Annotated in this window: 33 protein-coding genes, 2 pseudogenes and 1 riboswitch; of the genes and pseudogenes, 24 read left to right on the top strand and 11 right to left on the bottom strand. The window is 33.2% G+C overall.

The features are described from left to right. Nucleotides 1-5 precede the first annotated feature (5 nt). Nucleotides 6-176, bottom strand: a pseudogene (locus tag RTP99_RS16885) (Tn3 family transposase); the annotation flags it as partial. 136 nt (nucleotides 177-312) lie between these two features. On the opposite strand from RTP99_RS16885, the gene RTP99_RS16880 reads away from it, so the two are divergent. Then, nucleotides 313-642, top strand: a complete 330-nt coding sequence (locus RTP99_RS16880) for a hypothetical protein (RefSeq protein WP_000566282.1) — start codon at nucleotides 313-315, stop codon at nucleotides 640-642. 84 nt (nucleotides 643-726) lie between these two features. On the opposite strand, the gene RTP99_RS16875 is transcribed toward RTP99_RS16880, so the two are convergent. Further along, nucleotides 727-837: a YjcZ family sporulation protein gene (locus RTP99_RS16875; protein WP_000540371.1), complete on the bottom strand. Its 111-nt coding sequence runs from the start codon at nucleotides 835-837 to the stop codon at nucleotides 727-729. A 403-nt stretch (nucleotides 838-1240) separates the two neighbouring features. Between RTP99_RS16875 and RTP99_RS16870 the strand changes: the two genes are divergently transcribed. Then, entirely contained in the window at nucleotides 1241-1522 is a 282-nt protein-coding gene (locus RTP99_RS16870; protein ID WP_000473839.1) for an LCI fold-containing protein, read from the top strand. 150 nt (nucleotides 1523-1672) lie between these two features. Here the strand turns inward: RTP99_RS16870 and RTP99_RS16865 are convergent, their stop codons facing one another. Then, nucleotides 1673-1879, bottom strand: coding sequence for a hypothetical protein (locus RTP99_RS16865; protein WP_000792080.1), 207 nt, complete (start codon nucleotides 1877-1879; stop codon nucleotides 1673-1675). A 257-nt stretch (nucleotides 1880-2136) separates the two neighbouring features. Then, nucleotides 2137-2243, top strand: a riboswitch (SAM riboswitch). Nucleotides 2244-2325: 82 nt separating this feature from the next. On the opposite strand from RTP99_RS16865, the gene RTP99_RS16860 reads away from it, so the two are divergent. The 3 genes and pseudogenes from RTP99_RS16860 to RTP99_RS16850 form a co-directional block, all read left to right on the top strand. Further along, nucleotides 2326-3384 (top strand): LLM class flavin-dependent oxidoreductase, encoded by a 1059-nt coding sequence (locus tag RTP99_RS16860; RefSeq protein WP_000455640.1) that lies wholly within the window; start codon nucleotides 2326-2328, stop codon nucleotides 3382-3384. Next, nucleotides 3377-4333, top strand: coding sequence for an ATP-grasp domain-containing protein (locus RTP99_RS16855; RefSeq protein WP_000036937.1), 957 nt, complete (start codon nucleotides 3377-3379; stop codon nucleotides 4331-4333). The genes RTP99_RS16860 and RTP99_RS16855 overlap by 8 nt, the downstream gene beginning before the upstream one ends. A gap of 60 nt (nucleotides 4334-4393) precedes the next feature. Beyond that, nucleotides 4394-4671, top strand: a pseudogene (locus tag RTP99_RS16850) (DAK2 domain-containing protein); the annotation flags it as partial. 74 nt (nucleotides 4672-4745) lie between these two features. Here RTP99_RS16850 and RTP99_RS16845 read toward each other — a convergent pair. Further along, nucleotides 4746-5387: an FMN-dependent NADH-azoreductase gene (locus tag RTP99_RS16845; RefSeq protein WP_001044349.1), complete on the bottom strand. Its 642-nt coding sequence runs from the start codon at nucleotides 5385-5387 to the stop codon at nucleotides 4746-4748. Between the two features lie 210 nt (nucleotides 5388-5597). Between RTP99_RS16845 and RTP99_RS16840 the strand changes: the two genes are divergently transcribed. The 7 genes from RTP99_RS16840 (at nucleotide 5598) to RTP99_RS16810 (ending at nucleotide 12646) form a co-directional block, all read left to right on the top strand. Beyond that, the gene (locus tag RTP99_RS16840) at nucleotides 5598-6104 is read left to right on the top strand and encodes an RrF2 family transcriptional regulator (RefSeq protein WP_001200347.1); all 507 of its coding nucleotides are present in this window, start codon (nucleotides 5598-5600) and stop codon (nucleotides 6102-6104) included. A gap of 387 nt (nucleotides 6105-6491) precedes the next feature. Next, nucleotides 6492-8228, top strand: a complete 1737-nt coding sequence (locus RTP99_RS16835; RefSeq protein WP_000288200.1) for an S-layer homology domain-containing protein — start codon at nucleotides 6492-6494, stop codon at nucleotides 8226-8228. A gap of 98 nt (nucleotides 8229-8326) precedes the next feature. Beyond that, the gene (locus tag RTP99_RS16830; RefSeq protein ID WP_001078069.1) at nucleotides 8327-8641 is read left to right on the top strand and encodes a PadR family transcriptional regulator; all 315 of its coding nucleotides are present in this window, start codon (nucleotides 8327-8329) and stop codon (nucleotides 8639-8641) included. A gap of 13 nt (nucleotides 8642-8654) precedes the next feature. Then, entirely contained in the window at nucleotides 8655-9266 is a 612-nt protein-coding gene (locus tag RTP99_RS16825) for a DUF2812 domain-containing protein (protein ID WP_041184648.1), read from the top strand. Between the two features lie 266 nt (nucleotides 9267-9532). Further along, nucleotides 9533-10663, top strand: coding sequence for an S-layer homology domain-containing protein (locus RTP99_RS16820; protein ID WP_001009751.1), 1131 nt, complete (start codon nucleotides 9533-9535; stop codon nucleotides 10661-10663). 948 nt (nucleotides 10664-11611) lie between these two features. After that, nucleotides 11612-12229, top strand: a complete 618-nt coding sequence (locus RTP99_RS16815) for a DUF6241 domain-containing protein (RefSeq protein ID WP_000823711.1) — start codon at nucleotides 11612-11614, stop codon at nucleotides 12227-12229. Nucleotides 12230-12475: 246 nt separating this feature from the next. Further along, a complete protein-coding gene (locus RTP99_RS16810; RefSeq protein WP_001211982.1) occupies nucleotides 12476-12646 on the top strand; it encodes a hypothetical protein in 171 nt (56 codons plus the stop codon). 348 nt (nucleotides 12647-12994) lie between these two features. Here RTP99_RS16810 and RTP99_RS16805 read toward each other — a convergent pair whose 3' ends face one another. Both RTP99_RS16805 and RTP99_RS16800 read right to left on the bottom strand, forming a co-directional pair. Beyond that, nucleotides 12995-13462: a hypothetical protein gene (locus RTP99_RS16805; protein WP_000720853.1), complete on the bottom strand. Its 468-nt coding sequence runs from the start codon at nucleotides 13460-13462 to the stop codon at nucleotides 12995-12997. 95 nt (nucleotides 13463-13557) lie between these two features. Next, nucleotides 13558-13926 (bottom strand): VOC family protein, encoded by a 369-nt coding sequence (locus RTP99_RS16800; RefSeq protein WP_000545706.1) that lies wholly within the window; start codon nucleotides 13924-13926, stop codon nucleotides 13558-13560. A 107-nt stretch (nucleotides 13927-14033) separates the two neighbouring features. Between RTP99_RS16800 and RTP99_RS16795 the strand changes: the two genes are divergently transcribed. From RTP99_RS16795 to RTP99_RS16785, 3 genes are all read left to right on the top strand, one after another. Beyond that, on the top strand, nucleotides 14034-14423 hold the full coding sequence (locus RTP99_RS16795) for a YflT domain-containing protein (protein ID WP_000448809.1): 390 nt from the start codon (nucleotides 14034-14036) through the stop codon (nucleotides 14421-14423). 33 nt (nucleotides 14424-14456) lie between these two features. Next, a complete protein-coding gene (locus RTP99_RS16790) occupies nucleotides 14457-14663 on the top strand; it encodes a CsbD family protein (protein WP_370530088.1) in 207 nt (68 codons plus the stop codon). Nucleotides 14664-14738: 75 nt separating this feature from the next. Beyond that, nucleotides 14739-14990 (top strand): GlsB/YeaQ/YmgE family stress response membrane protein, encoded by a 252-nt coding sequence (locus RTP99_RS16785; protein WP_000522903.1) that lies wholly within the window; start codon nucleotides 14739-14741, stop codon nucleotides 14988-14990. A gap of 179 nt (nucleotides 14991-15169) precedes the next feature. Here the strand turns inward: RTP99_RS16785 and RTP99_RS16780 are convergent, their stop codons facing one another. Then, complete coding sequence (locus RTP99_RS16780; RefSeq protein ID WP_000390992.1) at nucleotides 15170-15370, bottom strand: hypothetical protein; 201 nt, start codon at nucleotides 15368-15370, stop codon at nucleotides 15170-15172. A gap of 197 nt (nucleotides 15371-15567) precedes the next feature. Here RTP99_RS16780 and rsbV point away from each other — a divergent pair, with 197 nt between their 5' ends. From rsbV to RTP99_RS16755, 5 genes are all read left to right on the top strand, one after another. Next, nucleotides 15568-15906, top strand: a complete 339-nt coding sequence (gene rsbV, locus RTP99_RS16775) for an anti sigma b factor antagonist RsbV (RefSeq protein ID WP_041184649.1) — start codon at nucleotides 15568-15570, stop codon at nucleotides 15904-15906. 6 nt (nucleotides 15907-15912) lie between these two features. Further along, complete coding sequence (rsbW, locus tag RTP99_RS16770) at nucleotides 15913-16395, top strand: anti-sigma B factor RsbW (RefSeq protein ID WP_000970582.1); 483 nt, start codon at nucleotides 15913-15915, stop codon at nucleotides 16393-16395. Next, the gene (gene sigB / locus RTP99_RS16765) at nucleotides 16358-17134 is read left to right on the top strand and encodes an RNA polymerase sigma factor SigB (protein ID WP_041184650.1); all 777 of its coding nucleotides are present in this window, start codon (nucleotides 16358-16360) and stop codon (nucleotides 17132-17134) included. The genes rsbW and sigB overlap by 38 nt, the downstream gene beginning before the upstream one ends. 69 nt (nucleotides 17135-17203) lie before the next feature. Further along, complete coding sequence (locus tag RTP99_RS16760; protein WP_000017761.1) at nucleotides 17204-17644, top strand: ferritin-like domain-containing protein; 441 nt, start codon at nucleotides 17204-17206, stop codon at nucleotides 17642-17644. 175 nt (nucleotides 17645-17819) lie between these two features. Further along, the gene (locus RTP99_RS16755; RefSeq protein ID WP_000025562.1) at nucleotides 17820-18962 is read left to right on the top strand and encodes a fused response regulator/phosphatase; all 1143 of its coding nucleotides are present in this window, start codon (nucleotides 17820-17822) and stop codon (nucleotides 18960-18962) included. 38 nt (nucleotides 18963-19000) lie between these two features. On the opposite strand, the gene RTP99_RS16750 is transcribed toward RTP99_RS16755, so the two are convergent. The 3 genes from RTP99_RS16750 to RTP99_RS16740 all read right to left on the bottom strand — a co-directional run bounded on the left by RTP99_RS16750 (nucleotide 19001) and on the right by RTP99_RS16740 (nucleotide 23023). Further along, entirely contained in the window at nucleotides 19001-19858 is an 858-nt protein-coding gene (locus tag RTP99_RS16750; protein ID WP_000429057.1) for a CheR family methyltransferase, read from the bottom strand. 16 nt (nucleotides 19859-19874) lie between these two features. Further along, nucleotides 19875-22565, bottom strand: a complete 2691-nt coding sequence (locus tag RTP99_RS16745; protein ID WP_000834393.1) for an ATP-binding protein — start codon at nucleotides 22563-22565, stop codon at nucleotides 19875-19877. Nucleotides 22566-22771: 206 nt separating this feature from the next. Further along, on the bottom strand, nucleotides 22772-23023 hold the full coding sequence (locus tag RTP99_RS16740) for a hypothetical protein (RefSeq protein ID WP_000991343.1): 252 nt from the start codon (nucleotides 23021-23023) through the stop codon (nucleotides 22772-22774). Nucleotides 23024-23231: 208 nt separating this feature from the next. On the opposite strand from RTP99_RS16740, the gene RTP99_RS16735 reads away from it, so the two are divergent. The 4 genes from RTP99_RS16735 (at nucleotide 23232) to RTP99_RS16720 (ending at nucleotide 24710) form a co-directional block, all read left to right on the top strand. Continuing rightward, nucleotides 23232-23369, top strand: a complete 138-nt coding sequence (locus tag RTP99_RS16735) for a hypothetical protein (RefSeq protein WP_000359813.1) — start codon at nucleotides 23232-23234, stop codon at nucleotides 23367-23369. A 39-nt stretch (nucleotides 23370-23408) separates the two neighbouring features. Next, entirely contained in the window at nucleotides 23409-23939 is a 531-nt protein-coding gene (locus RTP99_RS16730; RefSeq protein ID WP_001100076.1) for a general stress protein, read from the top strand. Between the two features lie 119 nt (nucleotides 23940-24058). Further along, entirely contained in the window at nucleotides 24059-24262 is a 204-nt protein-coding gene (locus RTP99_RS16725) for a DUF4028 family protein (RefSeq protein WP_000635856.1), read from the top strand. A gap of 136 nt (nucleotides 24263-24398) precedes the next feature. Further along, nucleotides 24399-24710 (top strand): YbjQ family protein, encoded by a 312-nt coding sequence (locus tag RTP99_RS16720; protein ID WP_000637510.1) that lies wholly within the window; start codon nucleotides 24399-24401, stop codon nucleotides 24708-24710. Nucleotides 24711-25388: 678 nt separating this feature from the next. Here the strand turns inward: RTP99_RS16720 and RTP99_RS16715 are convergent. Continuing rightward, nucleotides 25389-25694 carry a hypothetical protein gene (locus RTP99_RS16715; protein ID WP_000264366.1) on the bottom strand — a complete coding sequence of 102 codons (306 nt, stop codon included), beginning with the start codon at nucleotides 25692-25694 and terminating at the stop codon, nucleotides 25389-25391. Nucleotides 25695-25889 lie beyond the last annotated feature (195 nt).

Raw genomic sequence — 25889 nt, 5'->3', positions numbered from 1 at the left:
CTAACGAAATGTTCTTTTTTTTTCAAAGTTTTTATGACTTTACTTAAATAAACAGTATTCCACATACTAATTTCATTAATTAAGAGGTTTCGTGCACTACTTCTTGGAAGTTGATCTTGTAGCGCTCTTTCTCGTAATTCACTATGTTTTCCAAAGAAAATAGTGAAAGGCAAGGCTATGAATACATTTACAAAATGACGAAATTGTAAGAATACAAGAATGTTTGTAAGAAAGTTCGATGTTTTCCTTTTTCTTTTTTTATTATAGTGAAGAAGAACGAAATATTCTCTTATGTAGGAAAGGAAGATAATAATGATTGATTTATTAAATAAATGGATGTTAGAAAGCACAGGGAATTTCAATATTGTTGTAGGACTTACAGCACTTCTATTTTTGGGTTCAGTAATTGCACTTATTATTATTTACAAAAAAATTGGTAAACCAGATGAAAGAACAAATGCTATTTATTTAAAAATTACTTCTCGTATGTTTACTACTCAAATTCTAACGAATGCTATATTTATTTCTTTAGTTGGTAAAGATATCGAGAATTTCCGTCAAATCTTTATATTATTTGAAGCTTTTGTATTCTTCGTTGGAGCTATTTATTCGTTTAAATTATATAGACAGGAATACAAATAATTTACTTATAAGAAACAATAAAAAAGAGGTTGCTCAAAAGTAGTTATTCAGCTGCTTTTGGGACAACCTCTTTCTAATAGTTTTTTAGCAGAAACAGCTGCATCCGATAATGATTAATAGAATAAATAATACAACTAATAAAGCAAATCCTCCAGCGAAACCGCAGCCTTCTCCGCAACTACCACCATATCCCATAACAATAGTGCCTCCTTTAGATAAAAGGGTAAAACTAGGGTTCATTCCATGGATTTTAACGGGTTCACTTTACCTTATGTTTTAAAGAATGAATTGAGCAGGTCCTTTTGAAAATAAAGAAAAGACGCCATTAGGCGCCTTCCTTTTAGGTAGACAAGACTTTAGTTTTCCAATCTAAAGAAATTTTGTATCAGTTCTTTGTGAGTATATCATAATATCTGGTTGATTTATTATGCATTGTTACATACTTCTCTAAATTCCTCTATTTTTCATTTGATAAAATAAAATCCTAATATTATCAAAAAATAAATAAATATTTCTACATATTCAAGATATTTACATAAATTACAAAAGTGATACATTTAAGTTGTAAGCTATAAAAACTATTAAAGGGGGATTTATTATGTTTAAGAAATTAGTAGTAGGGCTATTGGCAACTGGTATTGCATTAACAGGAGGAATTGGAGCGGCTTCAGCTGACACGCAAAAAGATGTGAGCTCTCCGAAGCAAGCAGCATGCTCAATTCCTTATGAGTATTCTAATGGTAAATTCAAAAGAACTCTTTATTACTCAAATGGAGTATATGCTAATAGTTTTAATGAAAATGTTTGTGGCGGGACGATTACATGGTATTTAAAACATGTTCAAAATGGAGTTGCTTTTTACGAAGGTAATTTAAAATAGTAGATTTTTTGAACCTCATGTATTGAGGTTCTTTTATTTTGTATTCCAATAAGTTTATCTGAATCATTTTTAGATTATACCCTTTTTCTATTAGCTCAAATATAAATAATGCTATTTTCATGTTAATAACAACATCTTCTTGAATTTACTTTATTCTTTGAATGTATCCGGTTTTTCGATTCTAAATGATTTCACCTCACCACATTCTAAACAGAATGTAGTTAATAGTTTGGAGCGTTTCCCTCCTGAAAAAAATCTACTAGATTCATCTTCGCAAACATATGCATGATAAGCAGATCCGACTCTTCCTTCTTTAAATGTAGTAGAGCCACAATTATCACATCGTTTATTTTTCATATTACTAACACCTCTTTTGGTTCATATTTATTTTGCTGTATTTTTAAGATAGAAGTAAAGTAACTTAGTTATAAATGATGTTTTCGACATGATACAACATACCCCTTTATATATTCGCCAGTAAAACAACATAATACCTCTATACACCTCTATAGCAATATGGGTTTCTATATATCATTCAATGTATATCGGAAAAATAAGTATTAAAATATTGATTTTTATTATTCTGACGATTATAATGAATGAAAATCAAACAATTCTTATGTTGAGAAGTGGAGGGACGGGCCCTATGAAACTTCGGCAACCTCGTATGAGACGAAAGGTGCCAAATCCTGCAGGTGAAGAAACACCTGAAAGATAAGAGCGGTTCAATTAGTCAAGAAGGCTACTCTTATTTCGATAAGAGTAGCTTTTTTTATGGCTAAAAGTTAAAGGGGGAATAGGTAGTGGAGTATGGTTTTTGGTTGCCGATTTTTGGGGGATGGCTTCGGAATGTAAATGATGAATCTATGCCGCCTACGTTTGAGTATGCAAAACAAACGGCGCAAGCGGCAGAACAATTAGGTTTTTCAACAACACTTATTGCAGAATTAAACTTAAATGATATAAAAGGTGTTTCAGCGCCAAGTTTAGAAGCGTGGACCACTGCGGCAGCACTTGCAGCAGTAACGGATCGATTAGAGATTATGACAGCTGTAAGACCTGGCTTCCACAATCCAGCAGTTACAGCGAAAATGGCAGCAAATATTGATCAATTAAGTAATGGTCGTTTTACATTGAATGTAGTTTCAGCATGGTGGGAAGAAGAAGCGAAACAGTACGGCGGAGTATTTACCGCACATGATGAAAGGTATGATCGCACAGAGGAATTTGTAACAATTTTGAAGGGGCTTTGGAAAGAAGAAGAGTTTTCTTATAAAGGGAACTTTTATGAGCTTCATCATACACATTTAAGTCCAAAACCGGTGCAGAAACAAGGCATTAAGCTTTATGCAGGTGGTGAGAGTAAGCGAGGAAAAGAGGTAATCGTAAACCACGCGGATGCATATGTCATGCACGGGGGAACAGTGGAAGAAGTATCTGTGAAAATAGAAGATATGAAGAATCGTAGAAAGAAAGTTACAGAGGAGCCATTGCAATCATTCGGGCTTGCGGCTTACGTCATTTGTCGTCATACAGAAGAAGAGGCGTTAGAAGAATGGAGACGCATAACGGATGTGAAAGATGATGCGTTAGGTTACGCGGGTTACCAAGATTTTGTGAGTAAATCGCAGTTGGAACAGCAAGTGAAGCTCAATGATTATTCCGTATCGAATCGCGGGTTACGTCCTAATTTAATCGGAACACCAGAACAAATTGCAGAAAGAATACTCGCTTTTGAAAAAGTGGGTGTTACGTTATTACTTTTACAATTTTCACCACAGCTTGAAGAGATGAAACGATTTTCTGAAAAAGTGATGCCATTAGTTGAAGCGAAAAGAAAGGAATTGATTACAAATGAGTAAAATTTACATATTACATGAGAATAAGGAATGGACGGATCATTTAGTGAGAAGGTTAGAAGAGTTGGAGTTACCGTATGAGGAATGGCATTTAGATGAAGGAACGATTTCGTTAGACGAAGAACCTCCCCAAGGTGTTTTTTATAGCCGCATGAGTGCTTCTTCACATACGAGAGGTCATAGATATGCACCTGAGTTGACGGAAGGGGTTCTTGCTTGGCTAGAGGGATACGGGCGCACAGTATTTAATGGATCTCGTGCGTTACGCCTTGAGGTAAGTAAATTGAATCAATATGCAGCATTAAGAAATTTTGGGATACAAGTGCCGAAAACAATTGGTGCTGTTGGCCGTGATCATATAGTAAAAGCAGCAAAAGAGTTAGGGGAAGTACCGTTCATTACAAAGCATAACCGTGCAGGTAAAGGCCTTGGTGTCCAACTCTTTCATTCTATTGATGCTTTAGAGCAATATTTGGATAGTCCGGCGTTTGAAGAACCCATTGATGGAATTACTTTAATCCAGCAATATATTGAAGCACCAGAGCCATATATTACACGTTGTGAGTTTGTGGGTGGCCAGCTTGTATATGCGGTTAAAGTGGATACATCAGAAGGATTTGAACTTTGTCCAGCAGATGCGTGCTCGATTCAAGATGCTTTCTGCCCAATAGGAGAAGAGAGTAAGAAAGAGACGTCAACAAAATTTGAAATTATACCAGACTTCCAAGAGCCAATTATTGAACAATACAAAGAGTTTTTGAAAGAAAATGAGATTACTGTTGCTGGTATTGAATTTATTCGCAGTTCGGATGGAACAATTTATACGTATGATATTAATACAAATACAAACTATAATTCTGATGCAGAGTCTGTAGCAAATCAATTTGGTATGCTTGAACTTGCTGCATTCCTTGGAAGAGAATTAGAGAAACAAGTAGAGGCAGTTAAATAATGTTGATTAAAAAATAAGGTTTTGGTGCAAATATAGAAAAAAGAAGAGATAGCAGATTTTATAGGTGAAAGATCATTCGGCAGAGGAGCAGTAGTTGGTGACAAAACAATTGTTGACGCACTTGCTCCATGTGTAGATTCTTGGTTAGCTAGCGCTTCAAACGAAGAAGATATGAAAACTGTGCAGAAGCAGCAGTTAAAGGAGCAGAGTACACGAAAGAAATCGTAGCTCGTATGGGCCGCGCTGGTACAGTTGGTGAAAGAAGTCTAGGATATCCTGATGCAGGTGCACATTCACTTGGGATTATCTTTACGGAGATTGCGGGTAGTTTGAAGTAGGAATGAGAAGAGCCCCTCTGCCTTATGGTGGAGGGGATTTTAAATTATAACCATCATTCTTCCGGTAGGAGAATTTATTTGTTAGCCAATCTAGAAGCAGCCTCTTTAACTTCTTTATATGCATTTTGTAATACTTCATTTGGATCTAGTACTGCTGTTCCTTGTGCACGAACGATTTGATAATCTTCAATACCAAGGAAATTAAACATTGCTTTTAAATATTTATGAGAGTATTCCACGTCTGTATACCAATCATCATTTGTATAGATTGATCCACTTGCTTGTATAACAAGCATTCTTCTTCCATCTTTAAGTAGTCCCACTGATCCAGTTTCAGTATATTTAAATGTTTCACGTGCGATCATGATATTGTCCATATAGTCTTTTAGCTTTGATGGAATATTAAAATTATGCAAAGGTAATACGATAACATACGTATTTGCACTTTTAAATTGTTGTAAAATTTCGGACATACGCTCTGTTACTTTTTGCTCTTCATCAGTTAACTGTTGTCCATTTCCTTGCTCTTCCCATGCGCTTAAAACAGTTTTATCTATCATTGGTACTACATCATCGTATAAATTAATTTGTTCAATCGTTTCATTATTAGGAATTAATTCTGTATAAGATTCTAAAAAATGGTTAAAAACCTTAATGCTGACTGATGATGTATCATCCACTTTCGGATGTGCGTTTATGATAAGTGTTTTGTTCATTTGTATTTCCCCTTTTTAAAAGTTTTTACGCTTTAATTGTCGACTGTATTAATCGTCGATTAAATTTGTCTTTAATATAAACTCTGACATTATTTTTGTCAAATGAAATACATACTATTCTAAACGAGCCTTTTTTTATTTGACTAAAATTCTAAATGGTCCTAAGATACAATTTGATAACCCTTAAAATAAAAAGCAGGTGATTTGTATATGCAGTATAGTGTTGGGGTTGAATATGCCTTGCATTGCCTAGTTTATTTAATTAACACTCCTTCTAAGGAAAGTGTTGGAATAAAAGATTTGGCAGAGTTCCAAGGGCTTTCTGAAACATTTCTTTCAAAAGTTTTCGGTAAATTATCTAAAGCTGGCATTGTAAGTTCTGTCCCAGGTGTAAAGGGCGGGTATAGGTTAGCTAAGTCTCCAGAAGATATTTCTTTTTGGGATGTAATAGAAGCTGTCGAAGGTCCAAAACCTATTTTTCAATGTAAAAATATTGTACAGAATGGTCTACTATATCGAGACGAGGCTTGCAATTCTTGTGAACCTAGCAATTCTTCTTGTACAATTAACTTAGTAATGCTTGAAGCAGAAGAACACATGCGTGAGTTTCTTCGTAAAAAGACTCTTGCATGGTTAGATAAAGAACTTGATATTGTTTTACCTGAAAAGATAAGGGTAGATACTCGTGAATACTTCAAACAAAAAAACTCTAACTAAATCGCCATGACGAATTAGTTAGAGTTTTTTTGTTTTTTAACATTAAAATTGGTAGAACCACAATTAGCACATCTTTTATTTTTCATATTACTAATACCTCTTTAAGTTGATATTTATGCTTGTGTATTCTCTATCATCTTTACAATAGAAGTAAAGCAACTTAATTATAAATGATGTTTTCGACATAAGGCATCATAGCCATTTATATATTTACAAAGAAAACAACATAATATCACCATGAGCTCCTATAACAATATGAATTTTTGCATATTTCAAAACCTAATATATCCTTCAAAAAATTTTAATAGTATAATATGTTTTGTCATATTCTTTTAGATTTTTCGACAAAAAATAACATAAATAGAAACGATATTGGGAGAAGGAATTATGTACACGAAACTACTAAAATCAATTACATCATTATCACTTATTGGTGGTGCTTTACTGTATACAAACGGCAGTGATGTGAGAGCTGCTGAGGCGGGTGTTTTTTCCGATGTGCCTACATCGCATTGGTCGTATCCAGCAATTAAAGATTTAGCGGGTAAAAATATTATTTCTGGTTATGGAAATGGGAAGTTTGGTTTCGGTGATGTTGCGACGAGAGAGCAAGTTGCAGCTTTAATTTATCGTGCGTTGTTACCAAATAAGCAAGGTGGTACGTTTAGTAATGATGGTGCTCGTTACGTATTACAAGATGGATCTACTTTAAACAATCCGTATCGAGATATTCGCTCAGGATCCACATTGTTTCCAGAAGAGGTTTTAACGTTAACGAAATTAGGGGTTTTTAACGGGGATGGAAATGGAGGTTTTAGACCGAAAGATTCTGTTAGCCGTGCAGAAATGGCGCAAATTATTAAAAACGCTTTTCAAGTTTCGGCTAAGCAAAAGCATACATTTAATGATGTTCCGGATGGCTTTTGGGCAGAAGGGGCGATTAGTGCGGTGCAGTCAAACGGGATTGCATCTGGTACAGGCGACGGGAAATTTGAACCTGCTAAAACGGTAACGCGTGAACAATATGCACAGTTTTTATATAATGCTTTGCAGTATAAAAAGCCTGCGGTTGCGGTGCAAGATACAGGGGATGCAGCACTATTAGCAGCATTTAAAGATGAAGTGCAAAAGCGTATTAATGCGTACGAAACGAATATTACACTTCCATATAAAACGACAAATAGTAATACAAAAGAAGTGATGAATACACTTTTTAACGCTTATAAAGAAGTGGCAAGTAAAAATGAGTATACAAATAATAATAGATCGAATGTTTCATATGGACTTTCTGGATCACCTGGAAATTATACGTTTACGCTGAAAATTACATATCGTGAAACGAAAGAACAAACAGAATATGTAATGAAGCAAGCGAAGGCAATTGTTTCTTCTATTACACAAGTTGGGATGGATGATCATGAAAAAGTGAAAGCGATTCATGATTATGTCGTAAAACATGTTTCTTATGATACGTCTTATAAAGCTTACACAGCATATGAAGCACTCGTAAATCGTTCTGCAGTTTGCCAAGGTTACGCACTATTAACTTATCAATTATTAAAAGAAGCGGGAATTGAGAATCATTTTGTAGTAGGAACTGGAGACGGTCAGCCTCATGCTTGGAACTTGGTGAAAATCGAAAACAAATGGTATCACCTTGATACAACATTCGATGATCCGGTGCCAGATGAACAAGGCCGCGTAACGTATTCTTATTTCAACTTATCAGATGAGCAAATCGCAAGAAATCATGAGTGGAACCGAGGGGACTATCCGCAAGCTACAACAAATTATTATAGTACATTAACAAATAAAATTGCGGCAGGTGGTACGAAAACTTCTGCATATCAGCAAATTTTAAAAGATACAAAGTTAAATTATTTAGGAAATGAATACATTGCAAACAACTATAATGAATTCAAAAATAAAATGCAGCAACGTTATAATGAAAAGTCACCAAAGATTGAAATCCTTTATAAACAATCAATGGATGGCGCATTGCAAGATGTGAAAAAAGCAATTGGAGAAATTGGTTATCCGCAAGGGGCGAACCGTGTTTCTTATAAAGCGGAGCCGTATAATGCGAAAGAAGGATATTCTTTAGTAACGATTACATTTATGTAAAAAAATAACCTAGATCCTATGGGATCTAGGTTATTTTTTTATAACTTAATTTGACTGTATAGTTTAGCTATATATTTATCGTTACATTGGAGGTCTTTATGAATAGAGATAAAAATTTACCATTAACGGAAACGACGTATTACGTTCTTTTAGCTTTATTAGAGCCAGCACATGGTTATTTAATTATGCAAAAGGTAGAGGAATTGAGTAATCATCAAGTGAAAATTGCAGCGGGTACATTGTATGGGGCGGTTGAAAATTTATTAAAACAAGGGTTAATAGAATCGGTAAAAAGTGAAGATAAACGAAGAAAAGTGTATGTCATTACGGAACGTGGGAAAGAAGTATTGCATTTAGACTTTATGAGAATGCAGCACATTATTACGGTTACAAAAAGTTTATTACACGTATAGTTTGGGGGAAACGATGATGTGGAGATTGAAATTCTTTTTAGACTTTGAGAAAGAGGAAAAATGGTTAGAAGAGATGGCTTGGAAAGGCTATCAACTAGAAAGCAATACATTTGGTTATACATTTAGATATACAGAACCAGAAGATGCGACGATTAAAATAGATCATAGAGTATTTAGTAGAAAAAGTGATTTTATGAATTACTGCACATTATTTGAAGATAGTGGCTGGGAGCATATAGCTGGTAATTGGTGGTCAGGTACGCACTATTTTAAAAAGGTAGATGAGGAAAGCGAAGATGACATTTTTTCAGATCAAATGTCACGAGCAGGGAAATATAAACGTCTATCTAAAACATTTTTAGAGTTAGCTATATGCTCTATTCCGATATTAATCCTATTTATGTTTAATGACACGATTCATTTAGGAGCACTTGCAAATCCGAAAGAACTATATTTTACGCCAGGACTATGGGATAAGCAAGGTGTATCATTTCTATGGTCATTCTTATTTGAAACACCATTAGCATTGATGAGAGGCTTTGCATGGTTGTTTATTCCTACAGCAATTGTTATGTATTTAATTTGCTCATATAAGGCACATCGGTTGTATGAAGAGAGAAGATGATAGGAGGGGTCCCCTTAAAGCTGATGCTTTGAGGGGATTTTTTGCATTTATAAATTGTATTTTTTAAAAATTGGTAAAGGAAATGAGTGCGTATTGGAAGCAAGTTAGTATGATTTTAATTTAGTTGTATAAACATTATATGCTGGAATAATCTTCTTTAAATATTCCATAATTAACCTACAAAAAGTATCTTTATATGTTAATATTAAAAAGAATATTTACGGTATTTTTTTAATATATTATTTTAAGGATAAGGGGATTCAATTATGAATTTTAAACAATTAATTTTAGCAGGGGCAGTTATTGCATCAACAACACTAACACCTCTAACAAATGTGCAAGCAGAAAATACACTAGGATTTAAAGATGTTCCTGAAAATCACTGGTCTTATCAAGCAATTATGGATTTAAAAGAGAAAAATATTGTGGCTGGTTATGGAAACGGAATGTTTGGTTTTGGTGATAATATTACACGAGGACAAGTAGCTAGACTAATATATGCCTACTTGAAGCCAGTAGATGAACTTAATACACAAAACCCTTTCACAGATATAGAAGAGCATATGTTTAAAAAAGAAATTTTAGCTCTTAATAAAGCAGGTATTATGAACGGATTTGGTAATGGGAAATTTGGTCCAGATAACGTTTTAACGCGTGAACAATTAGCTGTTGTATTAACAAAGGCTTTTAACTTTAAAGCAACATCTACTACCACTTTCAAAGATGTAGATAAAAATTACTGGGCAACAAATGCTATCAGTGCATTACAAGAAAATAAAATTACGACGGGCACAGGTGATAATAAGTTTGAACCACAAAGTCTCGTGACTCGTGAGCAGTATGCACTATTCTTATACAATGCAATTAATAAATCGGAAAAAGAGCATGAGTCAAAGCCTACTGCTATCCCACAAGATTTAGCAGACGAGCTCATTTATTATCATGAAGGTTGGATGGATAGCTCTTCGGTATTAAAAAAATCTATATCTAAGGAAGCACAAAATCTTATTACTGAAATTAACGCAAAATATAATGCGGAGCTAAAATATATAGGGATAGGCGGTCCACGTTCAGAGGTCGTGTTATTCTCTCCGGTATTAGAAGGGATTCCAGAATTTAATGGGAATTTCACTGTAGAAGGCGATAATGAAAGTAACTTTACTGTTAATTTTGTAATTGATAGAGGTCAAGATAAGAAGGCGTTAGTAGAGTTAGGGGAAAAATGGATCAATATGATAAATCCAAACTTAGATTTGAGTACAGAGATTGATAATATAGTGGCTTCTAATACACGCACAGGTAATTTTGATATAAATAAAAACAATCTTAAAATAGAGATAAGCTTAGAGAAGCAAAATTCTAGTAGCGATCTAATGAGTGTTAAAATCCACAAGTAAAAAAGAGGAGTGAAATTTCACTCCTCTCTTAATTATATTATTTTTACTGTTATCCCTCATTTGCCCGTAAATGCTCGAGAGGGTCAATTAATAATCAGTGGGGAAGGGCACTCATCGCTGATTATAGTTTCACTTTATGTTTGGTGAAGCTGTATAATTGAAATTCATAATGGTGTATTTAGGGTTAATTGTTATTTGTATCCTTTTTTTATTTGAGTGTGATAAAATTAATAATAATATTCCTTAGGAGGATGGTCATTCATACACTTTTAGGTATTATTGGAGCAATTGTTTTACTTGCATTTGTTATCCACCCCGGTGTCCCAGACAAACGTGTCCCTCTAAAAAATAAACTCGCAGTAATCCTGCCATTGATTGTTATAGCCGGTTTCATTTCCTTGTATATATAATACAAATAAGCACTTATCAAGTAACATTAAGATAGGTAGAGAAGTATATATACTTTTCTACCTATGCGTAGTTTAGTAAAAATCTTCATCAACACTTTCACTGTGGCTTTTTCTTCATGATAATCAAGTACTAATTCCTTTAGCTTCTGGCTCCCACATAACATATAAGATATATAGTATACATTTTATTAATTATGTTACGCTGTTCAAAAAATCTGCTTTATAGAGCGTGCCCTGTGCCTATCAACTTGAAAATGTAAAATTACCCTAAAAGGAAAAGATGAACTTTTTTATTGCAAGTTAGGATACAATCTCGTTCTGGGGTAGTTGTATTTTCTTAGCTTGATAGGCGAAGGGAGTCTAATATATATTATTAAAATTAAGATAATTCAAATCGAAGGAAGACATCATAAGGTATTTTTATTACCCTTCGACAAAACATGACAATGTACAAATCAATTGTTTGCTACTATGAGATGAGAAATCTTACATTCTAAAAAATCTATTTAAAATAACCAATACAGATAGGCGTGAAAAAATGAAACGAAAGTTACTTATGGCGTTAACATGCAGTACATTGCTTATGGGAACGGTTGCTTGTAGCTCAAATGAGAAGGCTACACCTGAATCAAAACCTAAACAAGAAGAAAAGGTTCAGGAAAAATCAAAAGTTCAAACCATTCAAAAGCAACAAAAAGATAGTTATGTAGTAAGTGAAGATGAATTATCTAAAGCGGCACAGTCGATTGGGGAAATCCAAAACGAGCAAACGATAAATGATATGATGATACATATGTCTTTACAAAAACTCACATTCAATGGGAATAATCTTCATGTTTCTGGTACTCGTGATGTAGGGCGATTTCAAATGATAAAAGAAAACATTCAATACTTAAAAAACAACTTACATGTTATAAATAATGAGGAAAGACCAAAATATGAATCTATTCTGAACAAATGGTACGATGGAAATTTCGAATCTGCAGTTGAAGACTTTGGGGAAATTCATTATTTACGTTCTGGAACAAGGAAAAGTATGGAAGGATCTAAACTAGCTAAAAAAACTGTTAGTGATGAAAAAGAATTTATTCTCCATTTCTTTGGCCAAGAAGGATTAGATATTCATAATAAAGAATGGAAAAATGGAGCGTTATAAAAATAACACTGAATTTCACTCCACTAGGAAGTATAATGTTTTTACTCTGCAATACGGTATTTCCTTCGGAGATAGTGTCACATTGGCTTAGCGCATAATTTTACTCAAGCTCGCTTCTATATCATTTTTTAAAATATAGATTTTAGTTGTAAATAAGGGACCTAAAGTTTGTTTAATACCATTTTTTACGTAATAAATGAATGGTGAAATTTTCTTATGTGCAGTTACATTGGGAGGTTACTTATAATGAGATTTAATAAATACACAGTAATGCTTATGTTTCTAGCCATTGGCTCAAATGCCGCATTATCCATGTGGCTCAAGCAAGGACTTTTAGGTGTTATCACGGCTATTGTTCTTTTGTTAATCGCTGCATGGACTACAAAAAGACCTCATACAGACAACCAGCACAAGTAAATTATTGTATTTCTCAATAAACAAAAACAACTTAACATGGTAAAATAATAATTGGATGGGAGTCCAATACATATTATTAAAATTAAGATGGTTCAAGTCGGAGGAAGGCACCTTAGGGTGTCTTTTCTTTTTTCTAAAAGAGAGTTTTGCTTTAAAGAAGATAAATTTTCAATGGATTAATGCCATGCGTATGTAGATAAAGTTCATCAATATATTTATGTTCATGAATATGTATAATTACATAAAATTTCAGAGGAAAAGAGAGTATACTTTCTTATTGTGTAATAAAGATAAAGCCCGCCTACGGAAATAGGTGGGCTTTTTTAATGTATAAAGAAAAGTTATCTGCTAAGATGTTTTCTTAAAAAAATCCTTCATCATTTTAGCATCTTCAATATTCACAATCACCCCCTCGACCTTATCCTTCTTCTCATCTTTAGCAATCGTAATTTGCTCTTTATTATCAACCCAAACAAGAAATTCTTCTTTTGCGTCATCTTTATATGTAACGGTAATAGTAGAATGTGCAGATTCTCGCTTTTTTTGATCTAAAGTGATTGTTTTAGGCGTGCCTTTTTGAACTGCTGAAACGATAGATTGTATCATTTCTTCGTTGTCTGTTTGAGATTTTGAAACGTTGTTATTTATTGTACTAAGTATTTCAATGTCTGTAATATTTGCGGATTTTAATTGAAAGGTAGTTTGTGTATGTTCTTGCTTAGCTTGTGAAGCTTTATCTGTAGCTGAGGTGCTTGTACAGCCTATTAAAGTGAAAGATAGAGCGGTTAGAGCGCATATAGATATGATTTTTTTCATAGTATCCCTCCTTATGTTTAATTATAACAATTTTCTGTTAATTTAGGTAGTTATTGTAAGGGGATTTATTCTACTAGTTTTGGGATAAAGAAAATTCAAGAGGAGGTTAATCGTAAATAATAACCATCAGGGTCTACGATACGAAAATCCTTCATTCCCCAAGATTGCATTTTAAGGTTAGATTCCACTGGATAATTTTTTTCTAATACATGTTGGTATATTTGTTCGATATGATCAAAAACTATGATAATCTCAACACCTTTACCTTTTGGATTAAGTCCATCTGTTTTTAAATAATGATTTTCATTAAGAATATAATCAGGGGTCAATAATAAAGAAAAATCCCCTAGTTTAATCATTGCACCAGTTGTATTCTTTTTTGAGAATACAAGGGTAAGGATTTCCTCATAAAAACGAATAGACCTTTGCAAATCTTCTACAAATAACTCTAGACGAAAGTGCATATGTACTCTCCTTCTCATTTTTTTTCAAATTTTATGTTTAACATTTCGAAAATGGGTGTACTACATATAATATAACAAATAATTCATTTTAAAGGAGGAAGTTAAAGATGGAAACGAAGTATAGTAAACCTTTTGTATATGAATTTATTACGGAGAAAGAGGTCATGAATGCGGCGAATGATCTAGTGAAGAAAGGAATAGACCAAAAAGATATTTACGTATTAACACACGAGAAAGAAAGGACAGATAGAATCGCAGACAATGCAGACGTAAATACAATTGGTATAAAAGAGGAGGGGCTTGGGACAAGCATTATTAATGTCTTTCAAAAAACGGGAGATCAGTTAAGAAATAAGATGCAGGAGTTAGGGCTTAATGAGGAAGAAGCGAACTTCTATGAAGAAAAGCTGGATGAAGGGAAAATCTTGTTATTCGTTAAGGATTTAGAAAGAGTCGGTGAATGGTTACAAGAAAGAAGATGCACGTATTCTATTTAAATTTGTATCCTATAAATCTATTAAGAAAAGGAGATGGGAAATATGAGTGGCGGACTAAAAGAACAAATTACAGGTAAAGTTGAAAAGACAAAGGGACAAGTAAAAGAAGGAATTGGTGAAGTTACAGAAGATAGAGAGTTGAAAAATGAAGGGAAGTGGGAGAAGACGAAGGGAACGATAAAAGAAAAAGTCGGAAAAGTGAAACAAAAGATAAGTGATGGGCTGGATAATAAAGAATAATACATGTTTATCAAGCTTTGGTTACAAACCAAAGCTTGATAAATCCATTATAAAAATAATATGGGAGGCTTAATTGTGGGACTTATTATTACGTGTATTGTAGGTGGACTTATTGGTGCGTTAGCTGGAATGATTACGGGAAAAGACTTTCCTTTAGGTATAGTTGGTAATGTGATTGCGGGATTAATCGGATCTTGGGTAGGTAGTGCGTTATTTGGTCATTGGGGTCCTGAATGGGGAGGTATTTTCGTTCTTCCAGCGTTATTAGGTGCAATCGTCTTTATTTTAATCGTTACATTCTTCTCTAGAATGCTGCGGAAAGCGTAAGTTTGATCATGAATAGTAATCTTAAGTTTATTATATATAGCTATAAAGTAAATAGAATGATAAATATACATAAAAAAGCATCCAATTAAAATAATTTGGATGCTTTTTTATATTTTGCATGCGAATGAGCGGGGAATAAAGAATTCCCCGCTCATTGAAATTACACTTTCTATTATGTATTAAACCATCGTTACTTTTTCGCAATTATTTATTCTTACAACTTGCCTTGGTTCTATATGAGACAAGTCTTCTTTATTACCTATATCCACTACAATTGTATTCGTTAGTATGTTAATAATGGAACCAACTAATTTTGTAGCATGATCGTGTCGATAAGAAAATTGTACGAAATCTCCCTTTTTAAAATTGTGCTCTTCCATAGATAGATCCCCCTAAAAATAATGTTTATACATTATACATACACAAATTTATAAGCTTTAAACATTTAGTAGTAGTTTTTACGTGTTAAGCCGAGAAAGGTGTAGAAAATTTATTTATAATAAAAATAAAAAAATATGTTTAAAACTAATTTTTATGGGTAATTAACATAGTAGTAGTTTGAGATAAGGGGGCGGAAATGATGAATTTGGGAATACATATTTTGCAAAATGATGTAGGTTATACGGTACAACTTAATGGTGAAATTGATGCATATACGGCATCAGATTTGAAAAATAAGATCATGCCTATTGCAAGCGAAAAAGAGGTTCATATTGTAGTAGATTTTACTGAGGTAGAGTATATGGATAGTACAGGCTTAGGTGTTTTTATAGCGCTATTAAAAGCAGTTAAGAAAAATGATGGAAAGCTAGAGTTTATTGGTGTATCTAAAAGGTTAAAAAGATTATTTGATATTACAGGGTTAACAGAAATATTAAATTTGAATTCCGATTTTGAAAAAGTAGAAAGAAGGTGACTAGGGATGATGGAGAGATTTGAAAAGATAGAAATGAAAATTCCTGCAAAGGCAGAATATGTCGCTATTATTCGTTTAACAATGGCTGGTGTTGCGAATCGAATGGGTTTTGCTTACGACGATATAGAGGATATGAAAATTGCTATTAGTGAAGCATGTACAAATATTGTACAACATGCATATAAAGAAGACGTTGGAGAAATTACAATTGTCTTCGGTCTATATGAAGATCGATTAGAAATTATGGTTGCGGATAATGGGGTTAGCTTTGATTTTAATAATTTAAAAAGGAAAGTTGGTCCGTATGATATTAATAAACCAGTAGAGCACTTGCCGGAAAATGGTTTAGGTTTATATTTAATCAATACGTTAATGGATGATATACAAATTATGCATGATGAGGGCATGACAGTTTTAATGACAAAATATATACAAAGAGAGCAGGTGGAGAATGATGGAAATCCAATCTCAACCTACAACTCTTACTAAAGAAGACGTTATGAAACTAATTGCAGAATTTCAACAAAACCAATGTGATGAAGCGCAGGAAAGGTTAGTTGAGCATTATAAAAATCTCGTCTATTCCATTGCATATCGCTATTCAAAAGGCGGGCCGATGCATGAGGATATTATACAAGTAGGAATGTTAGGGCTCTTAGGCGCAATAAGAAGGTATGATTATTCGATAGGGAATGCTTTTGAGCCGTTTGCAATCCCTACGATAGTAGGGGAAATAAAAAAGTATTTACGTGATAAAACATGGGGCATTCACGTTCCAAGGCGAATTAAAGATTTAGGCGGAAAAATTAAACTTGCGATAGAGGAGTTAACAGATCAACTGCAACGTTCACCGAAAATTATAGAGATTGCGGATCATTTAGAACTATCCGAAGAGGAAGTGCTAGAAATTATGGATGCGAAAAATAATTATCGAGTATCCTCCTTAGATGATGTAGTTGAAAATGCATCTGATGGCAGTTCGGTAGCGAGAATTGAATCTGTAGGTGAAGTAGAGCAAGGATATGAAGAGACAGAAAGGCGTCTCGTTTTAAAGGATATTTTTAACGTATTAAATGAAACGGAAAAGAGTGTTATTCATTATATATTTGAAGAAAATTTAAATCAAAAAGATACAGGGGAACGGTTAGGTATTTCACAAATGCACGTTTCTCGTATTAAAAGACAAGCGATAAGTAAGTTGAAACAAGCCGCATTTTTAGATACATAAAAAATTTTAAATAATGATGTTTAAAACATGAGAAAAGGGGTACTTATTAAGTATAGGAGGAGATATGAAATGTCACACGATGTGAAAGAACTAATCGAAGGATTGAATGAAGATTTAGCGGGAGAATACTCAGCAATTATTATGTATAACCATAATGCAGCTACAGTTTCTGGTATATATAGACAAGTGTTAAAACCTTTCTTTGAATCTGAAATTAGTGATGAACAAGGACATGCCCTATATTTAGCGGAGAAAATTAAGACGCTAGGTGGTACACCTACTACAATCCCTTTACGAGTGAAACAAGCAGAAGATGTTAGAGAAATGTTAGAATATGCTAGAGAATCAGAATATGAAACAATTAAGCGTTATGAAAAGCGAAAAGAACAAGCCGCGAATTTAAATATGACAGAGTTAGTTGTAAAGTTAGAAGATATGATTGCAGATGAAACCAATCATATGGAAGAATTGGATCGTCTTTTAAATGATAAAGCAATGGTGCTAAATTAAAAGTGGAAATTTATAGAGTGAAAGAACAAACTCTCATTTCTGGGGGTTTGTTCTTTTGCTGTATAAAAAATAGGTATGAGTAGGAAATTTTCATTTTGTAACTGAGTATGTAATACTAGAAAAATAGAAAATGATAATCGATTTACATTTTATATAAGAAAAGGGGAAATCACTTGTGTCCATTTTAATTGTAGATGATAATCCGGTTAACATCTTTGTAATTAAGAAGATTTTAAAACAAGCCGGATATCAGGATCTTGTATCGCTGAATTCTGCACAAGAGCTTTTCGAATACATCCATTTTGGAAAAGATTCTTCCAGGCATAACGAAATAGATTTAATACTATTAGATATTATGATGCCTGAAATTGATGGACTTGAAGTTTGTAGGCGATTACAAAAAGAGGAGAAGTTTAAAGATGTTCCTATTATTTTTGTAACAGCTTTAGAAGATGCAAATAAATTAGCTGAAGCGCTTGATATGGGGGCAATGGATTATATTACGAAACCGATAAATAAAGTTGAATTGTTAGCGCGTATGCGTGTAGCATTACGCTTGAAATCGGAATTAAATTGGCATAAAGAACAGGAAGAAAATCTTCGGAATGAACTAGATTTAGCTACGCAAGTACAAAGAAACTTATTAAGTAGTCCATTAAGAGAAGAACACATAAAAATCGAAGCAAGTTACTTACCTTCATTTAAACTAGCTGGAGATATGTATTACTGGTATAAAATCGATGAAAACCGCTATGGTATTATATTATTAGATGTGATGGGACATGGTGTATCAGCTTCATTAGTTTGTATGTTTATTTCGTCTGTATTACGTGAAACGATTAAAAGTTTAATCGATCCAGAACTCGTTATGAAAGACTTAAATAAATATATGACTCTTTTACATAATGAGAATGACAATATTCCATATTATTTTACAGCGATATACTTAGTAGTGGATACAGAAAAGAGAACGATTGAATATGTAAATGCAGGACATCCTTCTGGGTACGTTTTAGTTGATGAAACGAATGTAGTGGAACTAAATCGCGGGAGTTGTGCGGTAGGATTTTTTGATGAAATAAAAGTTGAAAAGACAGTTATACCTTTTGAGAAGAACGCTCAAATCACATTGTTTACAGATGGTGTTCTTGAAGCAATTGCAAATGATGAATTTGAGGCTGAAGAGAAATTACGTGCTTTTACAGAAAGAAAATGGGGAGATTTAGAAGAAGAGATAGAAGGGTTTTATAAGGAAGAACAGAAGAAAGCACAATCAGATGATATGTGCCTCATTATGATACAAACGAATGCGAAATAAAAAGCGTATGAAATCCAAACAGAGGATTTCATACGCTTTTATTGTATTTTTTGGTAGATTTGTTCGTTCGGATTAAATTGGATATAATGCGGCATTATATCTGAAAAACGAAGCGTTTCTTTATTTCCTAAACATAGGAATCCGTTGTGACCTAAACTTTCATAAAATAGTTGCTGTACTTGGTTTTGAAGTTTACTCGTAAAGTAAATTAAAACGTTACGGCAAAGTATAATGTGAAATTCGTTAAAAGATTGATCAGTTACTAAATTATGCTGCGCAAAAATAATGTTTTGTAACAGTGACGGATTAAAATAAGCAAAGCGACTATCCGTTGAATAATAGTTGGAAAATGCTTGTGTACCGCCAGCTTGTAAATAGTTTTTCGTATAAGTTTGCATTTTATTTAACGGAAGGATGCCTTGTTTTGCTTTTTCTAACACATTTGTATTCATATCTGTTGCGTAAATAACAGCTTTTTCACTTAATCCTTCTTCATGAAGTAAGATGGACATGGATAATACTTCTTCACCAGTTGCACATCCAGCATGCCAAATTCTAATTTCAGGATGCTTTCTTAATTCAGGAATAACATGCTCTCTTAGCGCCTTAAAAAAGATAGGGTTACGGAACATCTCAGTTACATTAATGGAGAAATCATTTAATAACTGTTCTAAAACCCCCTCTTCATGAATTACTTTTTCAATTAATTTTGAAATGGTAGGGATATTAGAAAGCTGCATTCGATTACAAATCCGCCTATAAATAGATGTGCGAGCATATTGGCGAAAATCAAATCCTGATAGTTTAAATACCGCTTCCAATAGTAAGTCAATTTCTAAGTTCGTACGCTTATCCGTATCTACTGATGGATCAAAATTATAATACTTATTTTCCACTGAAACGAAACCTCACTTATTTTATTAACCATACACTCATTACCGAATAGAGTTGATGTAAATTTAATGGTTTACTTATATAATCTGAAGCGCCAGCAGATAAACATTTTTCCTTATCATTTGGCATTGCTTTCGCAGTTAATGCGATAATAGGTATTTCATGTAATCCTAAGTTCATTCGGATATGTTCCATCGTTTCATAACCGTCCATATTCGGCATCATAATATCCATTAAAATAAGGTCGATATTTGTATTGTTTTTTAGTATGTCTAAACACTCTATACCGTTTTGTGCAGTAATAATGTTAGCATGTTGTTTTTCTAGTGCATTTTGTAACGCAAATATATTTCGATGATCATCATCGACAATTAAAATAGTTTTCTCTTGGAAGACGTTATTAGTTTCTGGAATCACGATAGTTTCCTCAACAACTTCAGCAGGAATAACATCTTCTACCGTTGCTGCGACTTCTAAATTGGATACTTGTATATCAGTTAATCCATTTGGAAGGTTAGGAATATATACAGTGAAAGTACTGCCTTCTCCTACATGACTCTGTAACGTAATCCAACCACCTAACAATCTAGCAAACTCTTTACAAATAGATAATCCTAAGCCTGTACCACCATATTTTCGAATCGTTGCGCCATCTGCCTGTTGAAAGGCTTCGAAAATAAGTTGATGCTGTTCTTTAGCGATACCAATACCAGTATCTTTTACTGAAATTGATATCCAGTCTTTACTTATAGACTGCATATCATGACTCAAGTTGCTTGTTTCTATTGAATCGAAATGTAAAGAGACAGATCCTTTTTCTGTAAATTTAAATGCATTGGATAATAAATTTTTAATAATTTGTTCAATCCGTTTTGCATCTGTATAAAACAGATTAGGAATGGTGTCACTGTCTTCAACAGTAAATTCTACATTTTTTTGTGCAGCGATATGTAAGAAGTTTTGCTGCATACTTGCTGCCATATCACTTATGTTCGTTGCTTCAAAAATGACATCTAGTTTTCCGGCTTCTACTTTCGATAAATCTAGTATGTCATTAATTAAAGTAAGCAAATCTTTTCCTGATGAATGAATAACGGTTGCCAATTCAATTTCATCATCGGATAGATGATTGTCATGATTTTCTTTTAACATTTCAGATAATAGTAAAATACTATTTAATGGTGTGCGTAATTCATGTGACATATTTGCTAGAAATTCTGATTTATATTTTGAGCTACGTAACAACTCGCTTGCTTTTTCTTCTAATTCTAATTTCGTAATTTGTAAGTCAGCTGTCTTTTGTTCGGCCTCTTCCGTTCTAGATTCTAATTGTTCATTCGTTGTTCGTAATTCTTCGGCTTGCATTTGTAGTTCTTCCGCTTGCGTTTGCAATTCTTCTGATTGAACTTGTAACTCTTCTGTCATTGCTTGTGATTCATGTAAAAGGGTTTGAATTCGCATACGTCCCATAATACTATGGATTGTTAAACCTAGATTATCAACAGTTTGTTGAATGAAATCTTGATGTAAGTCTGAAATCTCAGTTACACTTACTAACTCCATTACTGCAATTACTTCATCTTCAAATAAGACAGGGATGACTAGTATATTTTTAGGACGTATTTCTAATAATCCAGTAGTAACGTAACGAAACTCTTCAGGTATGTCCCTCAGAATAAAACTTTTCTTTTCTAAAGCAGACTGTCCAATGAAACCTTCACCCATTTTAATAGATTGTTTTCCAATATCAGCACCTTGCTCAGCGAAAGAAGCTTTCTTCACATAGTAGACAGTTTCTTCAACTTCTTCACGTACATAAAATGCACCGCAAGAAGTTTGCGTTTTTTGTATAATGCCACTCAAAATTTTGTTGCCTAACACTTCAATAGAAGATACACCTTGATACATTAAAATTAATTCTGCAAGCTCTGTTTGTAACCACTCTCTTTTCGATATTTCGTCCAGTAGGTGATTTGTTGTATGAGCAAGATCTTTTATTTCGTCATGTGTATTTACATGAATTCTTTCCGTAATTTTTTCTTTAGAAGAAATGGATTTAATAGCTTGAATTACATTTTTAATCGTTTTTGTAATGGAATTCGAAATATAGAGTGAAACGATAATAGAAATACAAGAAAGTAAGAACAATAAACTGTATAACCAAATCTCTAATTTATTATTTTCAGTATCTAATTGTGTAGCTCTTTTTTTCGTTAATTGCTCCTCAGTGCTACGGAAGTCAGTTAGCTGTGATTGCAATGATTGAATTTCGGTAGTGTCGATTTCTTGTATGTTATTACTATTATGGTTTGCAATTAACGGGTGAATTTCTTTATTTATCCAATTAGTAATATTTCCGTTAATCTGTTTTAATTTTTCTTGCTGAGATGGGTTATCTTCTAATAAAGAAAAAAGATCATGGTAATGTTTTTCATAATCTTTTTCGGCAGAGTTAAGAGATTGCAGATAATTCGCGTTATTAGAAGTGATAAAGCCCTTCGCTTTATTTTCAATTGTTAGCAATTCTTTCTCCACTTGATTCGTTAAATTAAGAACTTTAAAATCGTGATCAATAATAAAATTACGAGATTTTTGTAAATTGGAAATCTCATTGTTTAGCATAATGAAAGAAATAAGTAAGAACAAAATGATAACTAAATAACCAGCCATAATTTTGTAGCGAATACTAAATTTTGTTTCCGATTTCATTAAAAATTCCTACCTTCAAGGTTATTAAAAGTTTTCTATTTTAAAGAATGAAAAACGTAATATATATTATATCAGTTTTCATAGGGCCAAACTAGAAATCCCCCTATTGTATTAGGGGGTCTCGTTTTGAATAGAAGAAATCATTTTGAAGTATAAAACGATATATGAAAAGTAACAATTGAGGGAATAGGGGGATAACAAAACTTTTAAGAAGGAAAGAGTGTTCTTAAAGCTTTTTTTGCATCTATTCCTTCAAAGATAAATAATACAAGCTCTCTCTTTTTTACAGTAAGGAAAAATGATACTAATGTGCTTAAATTTTTAATAGCAGTAAGTGTTCCGTGTTTACTTATAAATACATTCGTTTGAAATGTTGTCATTACAGCATAAAAATGATGAATCTGCGTTATTGTAGGTGTTTCATTATAAAGAATAGTAGTAGAGTGAATGGCATTCATCGTAATATTCCTTTCCATATAATAAGCATAACAATATAAACATACCCGTTTAAAAAAATGTTAAACCTATAAAATTTAAAAAATATAATTATAGTTTTTTACGTTTAGAAAGAGTTATGGAGGGTATACATATACTACAAAGAGATTGACCGAAGATGAATTGTAAGGTTTTATACTTTTACTTTAAATAAAAAGGAGACTGTTACATATGGATAAAATGATAACGGATATTACATTTGATTTCATTTACTTGTTAAGTAGTTCTCTTGTAATCCTTTTATTATTGGCGTTTTTTGTGAATGGATATGTGAATAAAAAAATTAGTGTATATAAAAACGAAGAGTAATAAAGATATATTATATAAAACTTTAGGAGGTTAATAGTTATGAATGTGGATAGAAAAATAGTAGGTGTTTTTCAAACAATTGATGATGCGGCACTCGTTATTAATGAATTAAAGGAAAAAGGATACTCGGCAGATAACATTTCAGCTATTGCGAAAGATCAAAAGGAAATTGAACATCTGGAAGAAAAATCAGGTGAGAAAGTGAATCATGAAACTGCACATAAAGCAGATATCTTTTCAGCGACAGGGCTTGTAGCAGGAGGAGTAGCAGGAGGACTCGGAGGTTTATTAACAGGTCTTGGTGTACTTGCCGTATCTGGACTGGGCCCAATTGTAGCAGCGGGACCTATCGCAGCAGCTATTGGAGGAGCCGGTATTGGCGGAGGAGCTGGAAGTTTAATAGGCGCATTTATCGGCTTAGGAATCCCTGAAGACCATGCTAAAAAGTATGAAGAATACATTTACGATGGCAATATATTAATTTTAGTAGATGCAAAATTAGATGATAAGTTAGAAATCTATAAAATATTTGATAAGCACAATGCGTATAACTCTGATTTCTTTAAATAAGCAAAGTGAATATCGTTTTTTGATCTTACAACTTTGGCGCGACCGAGGAGTCGTATGACTATAAGAGAGGAAGGGCTTATAGTAAAAGATCAAGTTTAAGAGAGAAGGGGTGTCTTGTCGTGATTGTAAAAATATTAAAGGATAGTAGTAATAGCTTCCTTTGTACAGTACAAAATAAAAATGGAGAGAAGTATGTGAAGAAATGGTTTCGTAAACAGGGAAACAAGGGAGAATTAGGACGACCGACTTTTAAAGAAGTAGAACGCGACTGGAAAGAAAATAGGGAATCGTTTATGTATCCTAATGTTAAAGCGCTTTATTAAACAAAATAGTCGCTGTATTCTTACAAAACTGTCACATTCCTGTAAGGTAATTCAATAGATTCATTGTTTGTTCCATGTCATAATAAAGACATAAGAAAGCTTATTCAAACTACAAATTATTAGGAGCGTGTCAGTCATGATTGTAACAACAACGTCTGGAATTCAAGGTAAAGAAATTATTGAGTATATCGATATTGTAAATGGTGAAGCTATTATGGGTGCAAATATTGTCCGCGATTTATTCGCTTCTGTTCGTGATGTTGTCGGTGGTCGTGCTGGTTCTTACGAAAGCAAACTAAAAGAAGCTCGTGATATCGCAATGGATGAAATGAAAGAACTTGCAAAACAAAAAGGCGCGAACGCTATCGTTGGTATTGACGTAGATTACGAAGTAGTTCGTGATGGAATGTTAATGGTCGCTGTAAGTGGTACAGCTGTACGTATATAAGTAAATAAAAAAACAGGCTCACCCCTTAAAGCTTATGCTTTAAGGGGATTTTTTTGTTCATAACTAAAGGTAAGAGGGAGAAGAGCCAATATACTAGCCTGCTTATTTCAAATGTAGTATATTACTTTCAAAGGGAAAAGTAATAATATGGAAAAATATTAACTTTATGACAAATAATAAAATTGTCATTTGAGGTAAGAAGAGAAATAATGGTATGAATAGCCTTAGAGAGTGTATAGTTTATAGAAATAAACGATTAAGCATGTAAAGAGTTATAGTACATAAAATTTATCCCGCGCTAACGGACAGTAAAACTCCCACCTCAAAATTTCAATTGGAGCAAAGAAGTTAGGTGGGAGATCAACTGTCCGTAAACGTCCGATTGGTGAGAGCTGATTAAAGTTTTACTTTATAAAGGATTGGAGGCAATTACATTATGTTTTGGTTAGGGTGTTTTTTAGGCTACATTGTAGGTTCAGTTATTACATGTGCTTTACTTTACTATGGATATAGATCTAGTGAAAATAAAAAAGCGGATATACGAAAGAGGGAGGAGAGGAAAATCAATCAAAAAGGTGTATAGGATGTGGAACGTAAGGTGATTACGTTGATGCCAAAATAAAGGACAGTACATATTGGATATGACGACTATGTACTGTCCTATTTATTCTTTTTGAATTAGGAAAAGTTATTTCCTGTCTTACTATAAATTTCATAGGCGAAATAACCAAATAAATAGCCTATTCCGGCCCCTAAACTAACTGAAAGCAGGGAGAAGTCCGGGAAAAACATGCCGAAAATCAAGCCAATCATACAACCAATAAACATTCCTATTGGTATTAAACTGTCTAATAAAATTTGAGCCTCATTTGATTTTTTCTTACCCAATTTGCCGTGCTTATATTTATGTTCCAATCTTTTTATTACAAATACTACAATTCCCCCGACTATTAGAACAGGCGCGATTGCCGAAGTGAACCACATGTTAGAAGCTCCTTTCACCTTTTAATAGAATTATACCATATATTTACAAATTTTCATTCCTAAATGTATTATCTAGTCTATTTAAAAGGTAAATGCAAAAGACTTCTTCTTTTGCATTTAATAACTCGTCAAAAACACTTTCCGATACGATAAACTTAACTAAATCTATACAATTCAATCAAATTTACACAAGTT

It is taken from the genome of Bacillus sp. (in: firmicutes), assembly GCF_031983925.1.
Classification (GTDB): Bacteria; Bacillota; Bacilli; order Bacillales; family Bacillaceae_G; genus Bacillus_A; species Bacillus_A pacificus.
Note: the sequence above shows the minus strand (reverse complement) of the source record. Positions and strands in the feature narration are given on the sequence as shown.